The 13,907-nt window shown below is 59.1% G+C and carries 11 protein-coding genes and 2 pseudogenes; 3 read left to right on the top strand and 10 right to left on the bottom strand.

Annotation, left to right across the window (positions count from 1 at the left end; all coding sequences use genetic code 11):
* Nucleotides 1–24 precede the first annotated feature (24 nt).
* The 7 genes and pseudogenes from AC0J6G_RS04700 to AC0J6G_RS04670 all read right to left on the bottom strand — a co-directional run.
* On the bottom strand, nucleotides 25–1,236 hold the full coding sequence (locus AC0J6G_RS04700) for an XdhC family protein (RefSeq protein ID WP_475251750.1): 1,212 nt from the start codon (nucleotides 1,234–1,236) through the stop codon (nucleotides 25–27).
* A 13-nt stretch (nucleotides 1,237–1,249) separates the two neighbouring features.
* Nucleotides 1,250–2,470, bottom strand: a complete 1,221-nt coding sequence (locus tag AC0J6G_RS04695; protein ID WP_475251748.1) for a cytochrome c — start codon at nucleotides 2,468–2,470, stop codon at nucleotides 1,250–1,252.
* 10 nt (nucleotides 2,471–2,480) lie between these two features.
* A complete protein-coding gene (locus AC0J6G_RS04690) occupies nucleotides 2,481–4,673 on the bottom strand; it encodes a xanthine dehydrogenase family protein molybdopterin-binding subunit (protein WP_475251746.1) in 2,193 nt (730 codons plus the stop codon).
* 1 nt (nucleotide 4,674) lies between these two features.
* Nucleotides 4,675–5,136, bottom strand: a complete 462-nt coding sequence (locus tag AC0J6G_RS04685; protein ID WP_475251744.1) for a (2Fe-2S)-binding protein — start codon at nucleotides 5,134–5,136, stop codon at nucleotides 4,675–4,677.
* Between the two features lie 416 nt (nucleotides 5,137–5,552).
* On the bottom strand, nucleotides 5,553–6,146 hold the full coding sequence (locus tag AC0J6G_RS04680) for a TetR/AcrR family transcriptional regulator (RefSeq protein WP_475251742.1): 594 nt from the start codon (nucleotides 6,144–6,146) through the stop codon (nucleotides 5,553–5,555).
* A 223-nt stretch (nucleotides 6,147–6,369) separates the two neighbouring features.
* Nucleotides 6,370–6,897: pseudogene (locus AC0J6G_RS04675) on the bottom strand (methyl-accepting chemotaxis protein); the annotation flags it as partial.
* A 591-nt stretch (nucleotides 6,898–7,488) separates the two neighbouring features.
* Nucleotides 7,489–8,286, bottom strand: a pseudogene (locus AC0J6G_RS04670) (cache domain-containing protein); the annotation flags it as partial.
* Nucleotides 8,287–8,969: 683 nt separating this feature from the next.
* On the opposite strand from AC0J6G_RS04670, the gene dusA reads away from it, so the two are divergent.
* Together dusA and tal are read left to right on the top strand one after the other, a co-directional pair.
* Nucleotides 8,970–9,971, top strand: coding sequence for a tRNA dihydrouridine(20/20a) synthase DusA (gene dusA / locus AC0J6G_RS04665; RefSeq protein WP_475251740.1), 1,002 nt, complete (start codon nucleotides 8,970–8,972; stop codon nucleotides 9,969–9,971).
* Nucleotides 9,972–10,012: 41 nt separating this feature from the next.
* The gene (gene tal / locus AC0J6G_RS04660; protein ID WP_475251738.1) at nucleotides 10,013–10,936 is read left to right on the top strand and encodes a transaldolase; all 924 of its coding nucleotides are present in this window, start codon (nucleotides 10,013–10,015) and stop codon (nucleotides 10,934–10,936) included.
* A 48-nt stretch (nucleotides 10,937–10,984) separates the two neighbouring features.
* Here tal and rssC read toward each other — a convergent pair whose 3' ends face one another.
* Both rssC and rssB read right to left on the bottom strand, forming a co-directional pair.
* A complete protein-coding gene (gene rssC / locus AC0J6G_RS04655; protein ID WP_475253594.1) occupies nucleotides 10,985–11,467 on the bottom strand; it encodes an anti-sigma factor antagonist RssC in 483 nt (160 codons plus the stop codon).
* An 8-nt stretch (nucleotides 11,468–11,475) separates the two neighbouring features.
* On the bottom strand, nucleotides 11,476–12,660 hold the full coding sequence (gene rssB / locus AC0J6G_RS04650; protein WP_475251736.1) for a two-component system response regulator RssB: 1,185 nt from the start codon (nucleotides 12,658–12,660) through the stop codon (nucleotides 11,476–11,478).
* Nucleotides 12,661–12,876: 216 nt separating this feature from the next.
* Between rssB and AC0J6G_RS04645 the strand changes: the two genes are divergently transcribed.
* The gene (locus AC0J6G_RS04645; protein ID WP_475251734.1) at nucleotides 12,877–13,176 is read left to right on the top strand and encodes a PilZ domain-containing protein; all 300 of its coding nucleotides are present in this window, start codon (nucleotides 12,877–12,879) and stop codon (nucleotides 13,174–13,176) included.
* Nucleotides 13,177–13,275: 99 nt separating this feature from the next.
* On the opposite strand, the gene AC0J6G_RS04640 is transcribed toward AC0J6G_RS04645, so the two are convergent.
* Nucleotides 13,276–13,815, bottom strand: coding sequence for a DUF2058 domain-containing protein (locus AC0J6G_RS04640; protein ID WP_475251732.1), 540 nt, complete (start codon nucleotides 13,813–13,815; stop codon nucleotides 13,276–13,278).
* Nucleotides 13,816–13,907: the final 92 nt, after the last annotated feature.

Raw genomic sequence — 13,907 nt, 5'->3', positions numbered from 1 at the left:
ATATGCCCCTCGGTGGATAGCGCGTCAACGCGGCGCAGCTAGAAGCTGAGAACACTCTGCCGTAACAGCCGGCGCACCCTGCTCAGCCACCCGCACAGGGGCACTGTCATGGATGCTCGCGGACCTGAACCGCAGGCTGCCGCCACTGCGACCGTTAAGCACTGCCTGAATTTCCGCCAGCATGGCCATGGCCACGCTTTCCGGGGTGTCGCCTCCCAAGTCCAGGCCAATCGGGTAATGCAAGCGCGCCAGCCCCGGCAACTCGCCCTGTTGTTTGTCCACCTGCTGGTGGATGCCGGCTAACAAGCGCTCGGTGCGCTCGCGCGGCCCTAACTGGCCGACATAGCAGGGTTCACTGTGCAACACGCCGTGCAACCAGTGTGCGTCTTGCACCAGGCTATGCGTCATTACCGCCACCGCCGCGCCGCGCACCACATCGCGATAGGCGAAAGGCTGCTCAACATCACCGACCAGCACTTGATCAGCGTCGGCAAAGCGCTCGGCTCGGGCGAAGTGCGCCCGTCCATCGATTACCGTCACGTGCCAGCCCAGCAACTTGGCCATGCGCACCAGTGGTTGAGCATCATGGCCCGCACCGAATATCACAAGGCGTCGCAACGGAGGCAGGTACTCCAGAAGCACCTCCACCGCATCTTTACCATCGGGGTAGAGGCACCGCGCTGACGTTGCACGGGCCAGGGTTTGCTGCAGGTCGGCAGTGATTTGCTCAGCCAGCGGGGAGCGCAGCAGCTCACCCGTGGCGCACTGCCCAGGCGCTAAAAACAGGCGCTCACCTAAGCAAGGCGAAGCACCCGCCGGGCGGGTAATCACCGTGGCGATGGCCGCCGGTTGCTGGGTGTCGCGAACGCCAAGCAAGGCATCGACCAATGCGCAGGGCGCGTTGGCGGGGAGGCGCTCGAACAGCACAAAAACTGTGCCGTTACAGCCCAGGCCAAAGCTCAGAGCTTCCTCGCTGGCTTCATCCGCTTCGGCGGTGCTGTAGCTGCGCAGCGCAGGCCCCGCTTCAGTCAGCCACCAGGCTTTTTTGGCCACTTCCGCCTCCAGGCAGCCACCACTGATGGTGCCCTCAGGCCGGCCAAACCGCGAAACCAGCATGCGTGCGCCCGGCCGCCGGTAGGCCGAGCCTTCGACCTTTACCACAGTCGCCAGCACCGCTTCGCGGCCGGCCTCACGCTCCACAAGAAGCGCATCGAGCAGTGCATTCAGGCCCGACATGACATACCTCCACTCAATGCAGGGACTCGGTCCGCCGCTTGGCGACGGCCTCTGCCGACACCTGCGCAGCACTGTCGCCAAAGCGCTGCAGCACAAAGCTACTCAGCGCCGCCAACTCCTGGTCGGTGTAGATGGTGGCGAACGACGGCATACGCCGATCCACCCCGGTGTCGGCCGCGCCATGACCACTCAGCAGAATGCCCAATAAGTTACTGGCCGCCGGGTCGTTGACTGTCTTCAAGCCCAGCAGCATGGCCGTTGCACTCTGGCTGCCAGTGCCATCCCAGCGGTGGCAACTGGCACAGGCTTCGGCGAACAGCTTATGACCGAGGGCATTGCTACTGCCCTGTTTTGTCAACGCTGCCAACTGCGGCCGAGCCACACCTTCGCTGCGCGCCGGAGAGTCTTTGAGGAAGACGGCTATCGCGTGGCGGTCGGCGTCGGTCAGATGGCGCAAGCTGTGCTCCACCACATCCGCCATAGGCCCGGCAGACATGCCCAAACCTGGCGCGGCACCGTCTTTCAAGTAGTTGGCCAGCACGTCCGTAGGCCAGGCGCCCACGCCATACACGGGATCGGCGCTAATGTTGTAGGCATTCCAGCCCTGGATCAGGTTACCGGCCAGCGAGCGGTCGCTGCTGACGGCCTGAAACAGGTTACGCGGGGAATGGCATTCGCCGCAGTGGCCTGGTCCTTCGACCAAGTATTTACCGCGATTCCATTCGTCAGAGTGCTGACTGTCCGCTTGAAGGGGCTCATCGTTTAGGAAGAGAAAATTCCAGAAAACCATGCCCCAGCGCTGGTTGAAGGGGAAGCTGATCTGGTTTTCGCGCGGCGCCTGCTCCACAGGCTTTAGGCTGGCGAGATAGCCTTTGATGGCGAGAAGGTCATCACGCGACATCTTGCTGTAAGAGGTGTAGGGAAACGCCGGGTAGTAATGCTTGCCATCACGGCCCACGCCGGTCTGCAGCGCGCTGACGAATTCGTCATCCGTCCAGGCACCGATGCCGGTTTGCCTGTCCGGGGTGATGTTGGGTGAAAACAGAGAACCGAACGGCAATTTGAACTCCACGCCACCAGCAAAGGGTTCACCGCCCGCCACGGTATGGCAGGCCACACAGTTGGCGGCGCGCGTCAGGTATTCGCCCTTGGCCAGCACCTCGTCCTGCGCGTAGACCGATTGCCCCAGCACAACACCGCTGGCGAGCAGCAGTAGGCTTCTGAGTAATGTCATTAGTAACTCCTTAAACCGGGTAATAGCCGGAGCGGCTCAGCGGCAGTCGACGGATACGCTGGCCGGATGCCGCGTGCAGGGCATTAACCAGAGCCGGACCGATCAGTGCGGTACCGGCTTCGCCGACGCCACCGGGCGCCTCCAGGCTAGGCAGCAGATGCACCTCCACCGCCGGTGCTTCGCTGATGCGCAGCTGCCGGTAGTTGTGGAAGTTGGTCTGTTGCACCTGGCCGTTTTCAATCAGGATTTCGTTGAACAGCGAGGCAGACAGGCCGAACAGCGTACCGCCCTCGATCTGCGCCTTAACCGAGGTCGGGTTGGTCGCAAAACCGCAATCCACCACACTCACCAGGCGCTTGATGCGCATACCCAAGTCGCCCTGCATCTCCAGCTCAACCAGGGTCGCCACATAACTGCCGAACACCGCACTGACCGCCACACCACGGCCCTGCCCTGCTGGCAAAGGCTGGTTCCAGTCAGCTTTCTCGGCCAGCAAGCGCAGCACGGCCTGAGCGCGGGGCTGGTCCGCCATCAGCTCCAAACGGTAAGCCACCGGGTCGGCCTTGGCGTTGTGCGCCAGTTCATCAATAAAACACTCCAGAGCATAAGTGCCGCGCATGGGGCCCACACCTCGCCACCAGGACACAGGCACAACGCTCGGCTCCTGCCGGATGTAGCGAACCTGCAAGTGCGGCAAGCTGTAGATGGGATCCACCGCCACTTCAACAGCATCGGCATCTACGCCGTTCGCCGGCAGGCTGCCGACATAGCGGGCGAGAATCGAAGCGCCGGCTATGCGGTGCTCCCAACCCAGCGGACGCCCCTGCGCATCGAGTGCAGCCTGCATGCGGTCGGCATACAACGGCCGGTAGAGGTCGTGGGTCATGTCCTCTTCACGGCTCCAAATCAGCTTGATCGGGTAATCAACCTGACGCGCGATAGCGACTGCCTGGGTGATGAAATCAAACTCCAAACGCCGGCCAAATGCGCCACCGATCAGCTGGTTATGCACTTGAATTTTTTCGACAGGTAAGCCGGTAATGGCGGCCGCCGTCTGCTGGGCGAAAACAGGGACTTGGGTGCCCACCCACAGCTCGCAGGCGTCTTTGCGCACGTGAGCCACACAGGTCATGGGCTCCAGCGGCGAATGTGACAACAGCGCTTGCTCGTAAACGGCCTCGAACTGACTGACCGCTTGCTGCGTGGCTATCTCAATGTCGCCCGTACGCTTAGCCACTACGCCATCGCGGCGGCTGGCTGCGAGCAGCTCCTGGTCTAACTGCTGGGAGCTGATCGCGGCATTCGGGCCGAGATCCCATTCGATTTTTAGCGCTTTGATCGCCTGTTGGCAGGCCCAAAAATTACTCGCGGTGACGGCAACGGCATTGTCCAGACGCACGATATCGCGCACGCCAGGCACGCGGCGCGCTTGAGTGTCATCAAGCGTACGCAGCCGCCCACCGTGCACCGGGCAGGTGATGCTGGAGGCCACCAGCATGCCGGGGATTTGCAGGTCGATCGTAAACCGCGCTTTGCCGTTGACCTTCGCCGGCGTGTCCAGGCGCTGCGCGGGAGTGCCCAGTAGCTTGAATTGCTCAGGCGTTTTCAGCGCTACGTCACTGGGCAGTGGCAGCGCTGCGGCGGCGTCAACCAGATCGCCATAGTGCGCTTGCAGGCCATTGGGGCCAACAACGTAGCCGTTATGCGCATGGCACAGGCTAGGCGCGACACGCCATTGCAGAGCAGCCGCATGGATCAGCAGGACGCGCGCCGTAGCACCCGCCCGGCGCAGCGGCTCCCAGGTGTAGCGAGTCGAGGTAGAGCCGCCGGTGGCCTGAAATTGCAGCAGGGTATCGGTATACAGCGCCGAGTTGGGTGGTGCCTCTTGGATGACCACCTGCTCAAGGCTGACCTCAAGCTCCTCCGCCACCATCATGGCTATGCCTGTCTGCACACCCTGGCCCATTTCAATTTTCGGCGAGATAACCGTGACCACACCATCATGGCCGACACGCACGAAGGCACCAAAACCTTCAGCAAAGTGGTCGCCCAACCGGCCCGCGGCAGCAGCCTCAGCGGCGGCCCCCTTGGCCATCAGCGGCGGTAACCAGGCACTCAACACCAAACCACCCAGGGCGATACCACTGCCTTGCAAGAGGCGGCGGCGAGACATATCAACATTCATTTCGTTGGGCTTTTTCATCTCACGCCTCCTCCACACGGCCAACACTGTGAATGGCCGAACGAATCCGGGTGTAGGTGGCGCAGCGACAGAGATTGCCCGCCATGGCCGCATCAATCGCTTGGTCATCCGGCGCAGGCTGGCTTCGCAGCAGAGCCGTGGCCGCCATGATCTGCCCTGACTGACAGTAACCACACTGCACCACCTCATGCGCCAGCCAGGCCTGTTGTACGGCTTGGCCCACGGCTGTTTCACCGATAGCTTCAATGGTGGTGATGGCGCGGCCGGCCACAGCGGCAACCGGCGTCACGCACGAACGGATCGGCTGGCCATCGAGATGCACAGTGCAAACCCCGCACTGGGCAATGCCACAGCCATATTTGGTTCCGGTCAGGCCCAGCACATCGCGCAGAACCCACAGCAGAGGCATATCCGCAGCAACATCAACCTGCTGCGACTGTCCGTTGATGATTAACGTTTGCATGGTATTTCCCCTGCCTAAAGTGTTGTGGCCGACAACTGGGGTTGTCGCTTTGTGCATGTTTTACGGCACGTGGCGCTTACTGAAATCGCCTCACGCAGTCATTAATTAACCTGCTTTAACCCAGCAGCCCGGTGCCCCGTCAATGCACAGGAAATAAGCAGCGTGACAAGCGCTCATAACGCAGTGTCCATCGGGACTCTTAACAGGCAGTGAAGCGTGGGCCTTGCCCCACAAGAACGGGCTTCAAGGAGCGCCCCGTGCTCGCGCGATGCCAGAGCAATGCGCCGATTGATTAGCGTTAACGGAGGGCAAACTCCTGGCGGTGCTAAAGACGTGGCTATTTCGGTAAAGATCAATGAGATCAGCCAGCTATGTAAACCGGTCATAGAGCCCACCGTCAGGTGGGCGAGTCGTCTTCAGGTGTTGTCAACGCTCAGCATGAGCAAGGTCGTGGCCATGGCGTTTTCCAGCGGCCGGCTATTGCGGTGCAGCTTGCTCAGCAGGCTGGCACCCAGCCAAAGTTGGTAAAGGGCCATGGCTGTTCGGTAGGCATCCCCCTGCGGCAAGGAAGTATCGCCCTGCCCCTGCTCGATACAGCCAAAGATGCGCTCGATAATTTGATCGGCACCATCACGCAGGGTAAGACGCATTGACTCAGAAAGATCCGCCACCTCTGCGCTCAACTTCACGACCAGGCACTTTTGCTCATCGCAAGGCTCGCAATAGCTATCCAGCCACTGTTGCCAATAGCCCATGAGCCGCTCACGGCCGGTATTACCCGTCGCGGCGAAACGCTCATCCATCTGCGCTAAGTAATGGCGGAAGTAATCCTCAAGCAAGGACTGCCCGAATTGCTCCTTGGACTTGAAGTAGTGGTAGAACGAGCCTTTCGGCACGCTTGCGGCTTGCAAAATCTCGTTAAGGCCCACACCCGTAAAGCCTTTCACGGCCATTATCCGGTGGCCGGTGTCGAGTAAATGCTGGCGTGTATCGTCGTAGGCTTGCTTCATCGGCGCAGGCTACCAATAAATTAGACCAGTCGTCTACAAAGGCATTAATACATAGCCAGAACACACCGACACCGTCTCAACCCTTTGGGGACCTGTCCACTCGCCTAATCTCTGATTGCTACAGCGCCTGTGGCAATCAGAGCCAGAAGGGGCTTGGGCTGACGCCTTCATCTGCGGAGCTTGGCCCACCCTGTCGGCAGCGCCAGGCCCCGCGCGTACATAACTAGCCTCTGCTCAACCCCGTCAGGCGTGATGACAACGCTTGCATGGCGTTGCTGACCTCATCCAGCGCCTGAGCATCACGGGCATTCTCTTCACTGATGCTGTGGATACGCACCGCCAGCTCGTTGATCTCTTGGGTGACATGGCTTTGCTGCTGCGCTGCCACGGCGATCTGCTGGGCGCGCTGGGAGATGTCATCGAAACTCTGCACCGTGCTGGAGAGCGCCGACGCTGCGCCCTCGGCTTCAACAACGGCGTGTTCGGTACGCGCCTCGCCGGCTTGCATCGCCTGCACCGCCTGGCGTGAAGCCTGCTGCAACGCACTGATCATGGTACCGATCTCATTAGCTGAGGCCTGCGTTTTACCCGCCAGGGTACGCACTTCATCGGCGACCACGGCAAACCCGCGACCTTGCTCACCCGCACGCGCAGCCTCAATGGCGGCGTTGAGTGCGAGCAGGTTGGTTTGCTCGGAAATGGCTTTGATTACATCCAGCACCGCGCCAACCTGCTGACTGTCCTTCTCCAGACGTGTGATTACCGAAGCCGCATCAGCCATTTCCGCCGACAGCGCCTTGATGGCAGAGCTATTGGACGCGACCTTTTGCTGCCCCTGCTGCACGACCACCAGCGAACTCTGCGCGGTATTGGCGCAGTCGTTGGTGTTCTGCGCCACTTCCTGAGCACTGGACGACATCTCGGTAATCGCTGCCGCGAGTTGGGTGTTCTCTTGCCGCTGCTGCTCGGCGCGCCCGGCCAGGGTGCTGCTCAGACCGCCGAGTTGCGCCGCTTCGCTCTGCAAATGGTCGGCTTCTTCGGCGATGCGCTGGAGCATCATGCGCAACTGCCCAGCGTAGCGATTGACCGCATGGCGCAGCGCGCCGATTTCATCCTCGCGCTCGACGCTCAACTCGACATCGCGGCTGGCCGAACCACGGCCCAGGGAGTCGATCTGCGCAGTGGTTTCTTCCAGTTGGCCGATCAACTTGCGCCCGGCCAACCAGGCCAGGGCCAACAACACCGCAAGCAAAGGCAGCAGAAACAACAGAATCTCCCAGGTCAGTGCACGCGCCAAACCCGTCACTCGCTCTTGCGGGGTCGCCAGGCCGATTACCCAGCCGGTATCAGGCATCACAAACAGGCTGACGCGGCTGGCCTGTTTAAGCTGCTCATCGTTTTCCAAATCCAGGTTACGAATGGCACCCGCACTGCCGCTGCTCAGCGCCGCCTGCACCGGCTTAAGCCAGCTGTGCTGCTGCGCCAGGTCGGCAAACTTAACCATCGCGCTGCCCTTGGCGCCGGTCAAATTCGGGAAATGCAGCACGTTTCCGGCCTGATCAAGGGCAAAGGCATAGCCATCAGTCACCTTGCCCTGCTCGGTTAGAAAACGCGCCAGATCGTCCAGCAGCAGGTCCAAGGTCGCAACACCAGCAAAGCGGCCTTCCAGCTGGTAAGGCACGCTACAGGTGACCATCGGCACGCCGGTCACAGCATCCTGATAAGCCTCCGACCACAGGCATCGGCCCGGCTTGCTGCTGCGCGCGCCGGTGTACCAGGCATCGTTGTGGTAGCCAGGGCCATCAACCGCGTTGTAATCGTCGGAATAGCTCAAACGGCCATCTGCGCCCCGCGCCCAGAAGAAACTGCGCCGCGCCGCGCCCTCGCTAAAGGCATTTGGCTCCGGCCACACACCGCCACCGGCAATCGCCCGGTCACCCTGGCTATCGATCACATTGGGCAAACTATTGAGGTACAGCGACTCTTCACGCGGCAGCACTTCGGCGAGGTGCGCCAGGCTGGACGTCACCCCCTCAATACGGGCCAATTGCAGCGCCAGCTGACGCACAATGGCACTACCAGTTTGCTCAATCAGCTCGCCACTGGCCGCCACCACACGCGGCTGGCCACGCAAGGCCATCACGGCAAACACCGCCAGCGCAGTAAGAATCAAAAGAACGATACAACCCAGGGTCAAACGCTGCGACAACCGAGCGGGGACAAACGTCATACCATTACTCCTGCGTGGAAGGATGCTTAAAGGGGACTACCAGATCTGCTTACGAACCGCTCCTAGTTCCACCAGCAAAATCAGGCACTGCGATACGCCGTTGCCCCGGCCATTTATGTACGCGATTTAAACGGTAATGACTGCAATGAGTTATAGATGAATAAGCGTTAAGCCACCCTACTCAATCGGCGGGAGAAGAGCGGGCTTTAGCGAAATTACAAAAGTGAGGTTTCCCCGGCCGCTAAGGCCCAGGCAGGCGAGACGAAAGATCTACAGCACCAGATGGATGCAGGCCGGCCCAGAAAGTCATTAATACGGCCAGCGAATGTCAGTGTCTTTTCAGGTCTAATAACGGCCGGGGCGTAGCTCTGCTCAAGCTGAGCCTCTTTCTGCTTGGTAAAAGCCCTTGCAAGGTTTTCTGTAAAAAACGTTTCGTTGACCGGCGCGCATCCCTTTTGGCGGCTTGAACACGTCAAAGGCCACCAGGCAACTCAGTCATTGACGCAATTTCTCGCACACTACATGCATATGAAGACCAAAAGACAGGCATTTACCTACACTTCAACCAGAGCATTTAAAAGATAAATATTCATATGAATCAATCAGTTATAGATTCAACCCACTATCAATTTTCAAGAAAATTCAGCGTCGCGCCGATGATGGATTGGACAGATCGCCATTGCCGCTTCTTTCTGCGCCAGCTGTCACATCACGCCCTGCTGTACACCGAGATGGTTACCACCGGGGCGATTTTGCATGGTGATACTGCGCGTTTTTTACGTCATAGCGCGGCGGAGTATCCGCTGGCCTTGCAGCTGGGCGGCAGTGTGCCGGCGGACCTGGCGGCCTGTGCCAAGCTCGCACAGGAAGTGGGTTATAACGAGGTCAACCTTAATGTTGGCTGCCCCAGTGATCGGGTGCAAAACAACATGATCGGCGCCTGCCTGATGGGGCATCCGCAGCTGGTCGCTGACTGCGTGAAAGCCATGCAGGATGCTGTTGAAGTACCCGTGACAGTCAAACACCGTATTGGCATCAACGGTCGCGACAGCTATGCCGAGCTGTGCGATTTCGTCGGTACGGTGCGCGATGCCGGCTGCCGCAGCTTTACCGTACATGCGCGCATCGCCATTCTTGAAGGGCTATCGCCCAAGGAGAACCGCGAAGTGCCGCCGTTGCGCTACGACATTGCCGCGCAGCTCAAACAGGACTTCCCCGAGCTGGAAATCATTCTGAACGGCGGGATCAAGACCCTAGACGATTGCCAGCAGCACCTGCAAACCTTCGATGGTGTGATGCTTGGTCGCGAGGCGTATCACAACCCTTACTTGCTGGCTCAGGTTGACCAACAACTGTTTGGCTCCACACGCACGGTGATAAGCCGCTTCGAGGCCATGCACAGCATGCGCGACTATATCGCTGCGCACCTTGCCGAGGGCGGCAGCATGCACCACATCACGCGTCATATGCTCGGCCTGGCTCAAGGTTTTAATGGCGCGCGACGCTTTCGCCAGCTGCTTTCTGTGGATATTCACAAAACCAGCGACCCGCTGGCGCTATTCGACCAAGCGGCGCAATTGCTGCAAGGTCGCTGAGTCGGGTAAGGTCGGTGCATCCGCAATCACAAGGCTGTGTCATGACCTCCAAGCTGGATCAACTCAAGCAGTTCACCACAGTAGTCGCCGATACCGGCGACCTTGATGCCATCGCCCGCCTGAAGCCGGTCGACGCCACCACCAACCCATCTCTGCTGCTCAAAGCCGCTGCCATGCCTGGTTACAGCGCACTGCTGAACAGCGCAGTGACTGCCGGCAAAGGCGATCTAGGCCTGGCCTGCGACCATTTTGGCGTCGCTGTGGGCGGTGAAATCCTCAAGATCATCCCCGGGCGCATCTCCACCGAGGTGGATGCGCGCCTGTCCTTCGACACGCAAGCCACCCTGCGCCGCGCTGAACGCCTGATTGGCCTGTATGAAGAGGCCGGCATTGGTCGCGAGCGCGTGCTGATCAAGATCGCCTCGACCTGGGAAGGTATTCGCGCCGCCGAGCAGCTGGAAAAGACTGGCGTCCAGTGCAACCTGACCCTGCTGTTCACCTTCGCTCAGGCCCAAGCCTGTGCCGATGCCGGCGTGTTTCTGATTTCGCCTTTTGTCGGGCGGATTTATGACTGGTACAAGAAGAGCGAAGGGCGTGATTTTGTCGGTGCCGAAGACCCTGGCGTACAGTCGGTGACACGCATCTACAACTACTACAAAGCTAACGCCTACCCAACCGTGGTGATGGGCGCAAGCTTCCGTAATATCGGCCAAATCGAACAACTGGCAGGCTGTGACCGCCTGACAATAAGCCCCGAGTTGCTGCAGCAACTGGCCGATGATCCGCAGCCACTGGCGCGTCTACTCAGCCCCGGCAAAACCGCCGAAGCCAAGCAGAACCTGAGCGAAAGCCAATTCCGCTGGGCCATGAATGAAGACGCCATGGGCACCGAAAAACTGGCCGAAGGCATTCGCCTGTTCGCCCGCGACCAAGAAAAGCTGGAAAAGCTACTGACCCGCGCCTAAATACAAAAGGGGCGCTGATCAGCGCCCCTTTGATGTGCCTCGCAAGCATCAATGATGTTCGAGGGCATTAACCAAGTCATGAAAGGCTTCACGGTTGGATTCGTTCAACCCCATCAGAATTCGGTGCGCTTCCAGCACCTTGGCGCGTACCAGCTCTTCCGATTGATCCTGCGATGGCAAATCATCCAGGCAATCCGGGCAAGGCAGCGGCGTATCAACAATATTGAAGACCTGATCAAAGCCCATCGATTGCAATAAACGGTTGATGTCGGCGTGGGTGGTCACCACCGTTGGCAGCAGACCGATTTTCTGCCGCGACAAGATCGATAGTTTGGCCAGTAGGCCCAGTGTTGTGCTGTCGATACTGCGCGTTTCGGTGAGATCAATCACGATGGCTGAAAAATTCAGCGCGGTAAAAATCTTCTCGATGGTTGAATCCAGAGCCGAGCACAGGGTCAGACGCACCTCACCCACAAACTTCAGGATGAAGGTGCCATCTTGTTCGGCAAACTGAATTCTACCGGGGGTTATCCCAGGGTTCATGCAAGGTTCCTGCTTAACACCAGCAAGGCAATATCATCCGGCATATCCCCCAGATTGGCCAGCCCAAAAGCCTTGCGCAAGCCATCTAGCGTGCCGCCGGCACTGCTGATTAGTTGCGGCAACAAGGTTTCCTTATCCTTCAAGGTATCGCCCGGCAGCAAATCGAGGATGCCATCAGAGAGCAGCGTCAGGCTGAAGGCCTCGGGCAATTCAAGTTCCAAGTCGTTGTATTCAGCCTCAACAAACAACCCCACCGGCAAGCCGCGACCTTCTAAATAGTGCGCCTGGCCGTCGCTGTACAGCACCGGCAGTGGCAGATGCCCACCAATGCTGTAGGTCAGGCGATTGTTTACATGATCAATCACCCCGCCGAGCATGGTGACGTGCTTACCCAGCTTGCAGTTGATCAGGCCACGGTTTATGTGCCCAAGCACTTCGGACGGTTTGAAGTCCGGCAGGTTGCCAGCGCGGCGCGACTCATAGAGCAGGCGCGTGGTCATGAACTTCAGCAACACCGTGATAAACGCCGAAGAGGCGCCATGCCCGGACACGTCAGCCAAGTAGAAGGCAATGCGGCTGTCATCAACGCGGAAATAGTCGACAAAGTCGCCCGACAGATACAGCGAAGGAATAATCTGATGCGCAAAATCCAGTCCATCCGCATGCCAGGGCGTAACTGGCAGCATATTCATCTGCACCTGGCGACCGGCGTTCTGGTCTTCTTGCAGCAAGTGCAGACTGGCTTGCAACTCGCGGTTGGCCGTTTCCAGCTGGTCACGGTAGCGCTGGTTTTCTAAGCGCAAATTGGCGCGATCCAATGCCCGGCGTACCGAATGCTCAAGCACGGCGAGATCAGCCAAGGGTTTAATCAGGTAGTCCGCAGCCCCCAAACGCAATGCCTCGACGGCATCACTCATCACCCCCGCGCCGGACACCACGATAACCGGTGTCTCCACGTGCAGGGCATTGATACGACGGATAAGCTCAAGGCCATCGACTTGCGGCATGCGCAGATCGCAGATCACCAGATCCGGCGACTGAGCATGAAAGACTTCCAGCCCCTGCAAGCCATTGGCGGCTTGCAGCACGTGAAAACCACTGTCTTCCAGGTAGGCGGCGAGGCTTGCACGCACTACATCGTCGTCATCGATTATCAGCAGTGTGGCACTGGTCTTGTGCATGGGGTTTCCAGGCAAACAGCGCCGGGTATGGGTTGGCTTGATACGTCAGGGCAATTTCCTGAACGCGCGAACTCAGCTTGCTTCAAGGCGCAGACGGTACTCCCATCCGCTATGCGATTCAAGCGCATGCCAGTCGTCGAAACACGCCTTTACACCTCAAATCAGCCAAGGTTATAAGAACTGCAGGACAGCCCCCATAACAACAGGAAAATGCCCATGAGCCAAAATGATCGTGACTACAGTGAAAAACGCGATTACATCCGCATGCGGCTAGAAGCCCCCGTCACCTTGCACCATGACGGCAAGGAAATTCCCGCGCTGTGCCTCGATCTATCCAGCACTGGCATGCAACTGGAGGCGGAAAGCGCCGTGCGCATGGGCGACAACGTCCGTGTCCATATCGCTTCAGACCACAACGAACTGCGCGGGCTGGATGCACACGCCGAGGTGGTGCGTGTAAGCGCCATGGAAGATGGCCGCCAGGCAATTGGCCTATCAATCATTTCCATGAACTGAATGTGTCCAGGCAATAAAAAGGCGACCTTGATAAGTCGCCTTTTTATTGCCTGTAACCTACGAGCAGGGCTGACTTTTAATAAGCCCACGCTCAGCTGATCACCACATCAGATCATCCGGCACTTGGTAGGCTGCGTAAGGATCATCGGCATCCGGTGCTTCGGTCGGCGTATTGAGCAGCACCACACGCTGCGCGTCGCGCTCTTGGATCTTCAGCGCCGCCTCGCGCGGGATCACTTCATAGCCGCCGCCATGACGAACAATGGCCAGCGAGCCGCTGCTGAGCTTGTTACGCACCAGGGTGTTGACCGACAAGCGCTTGACCTTCTTGTCGTCGACGAAATTGTAGTAATCCTCGGTGGTCAGCTTGGGCAGACGTGAGACTTCGATCAGCTGCTTGATCTGCGCAGCACGGGCCTTCTGCTCGATCTTTTCCTGTTGCTGGCGATTGAGCTCCTGGTCACGCGCAGCTTTTTCAGCCATGGCCTGCAGAGCGGCGAGCTTTTGCGACTCGTCCTTCTCGATATGGCCTTTCTGCTCCAGACGCTGCTTTTTCTGTTTTTCCTTGCCGGCCTGCTTGGCCTGCTTTTCGTTGACCAGCCCGGCTTTAAGCAGCTGATCGCGTAGTGAGAGAGCCATAACCTACCTTTCCAACCTTCAATATTGACTGGGCGTACCCAGCATAATCGTAACGCGTTATCCGTAGGGTGGATGGCGCTTCACCCCACCAC

It is taken from the genome of Pseudomonas sp. TS_SC_3 (assembly GCF_056156225.1).
The sequence above is the reverse complement of the archived record's forward strand: the minus strand, read 5'-3'. Positions and strand labels throughout refer to the sequence as shown.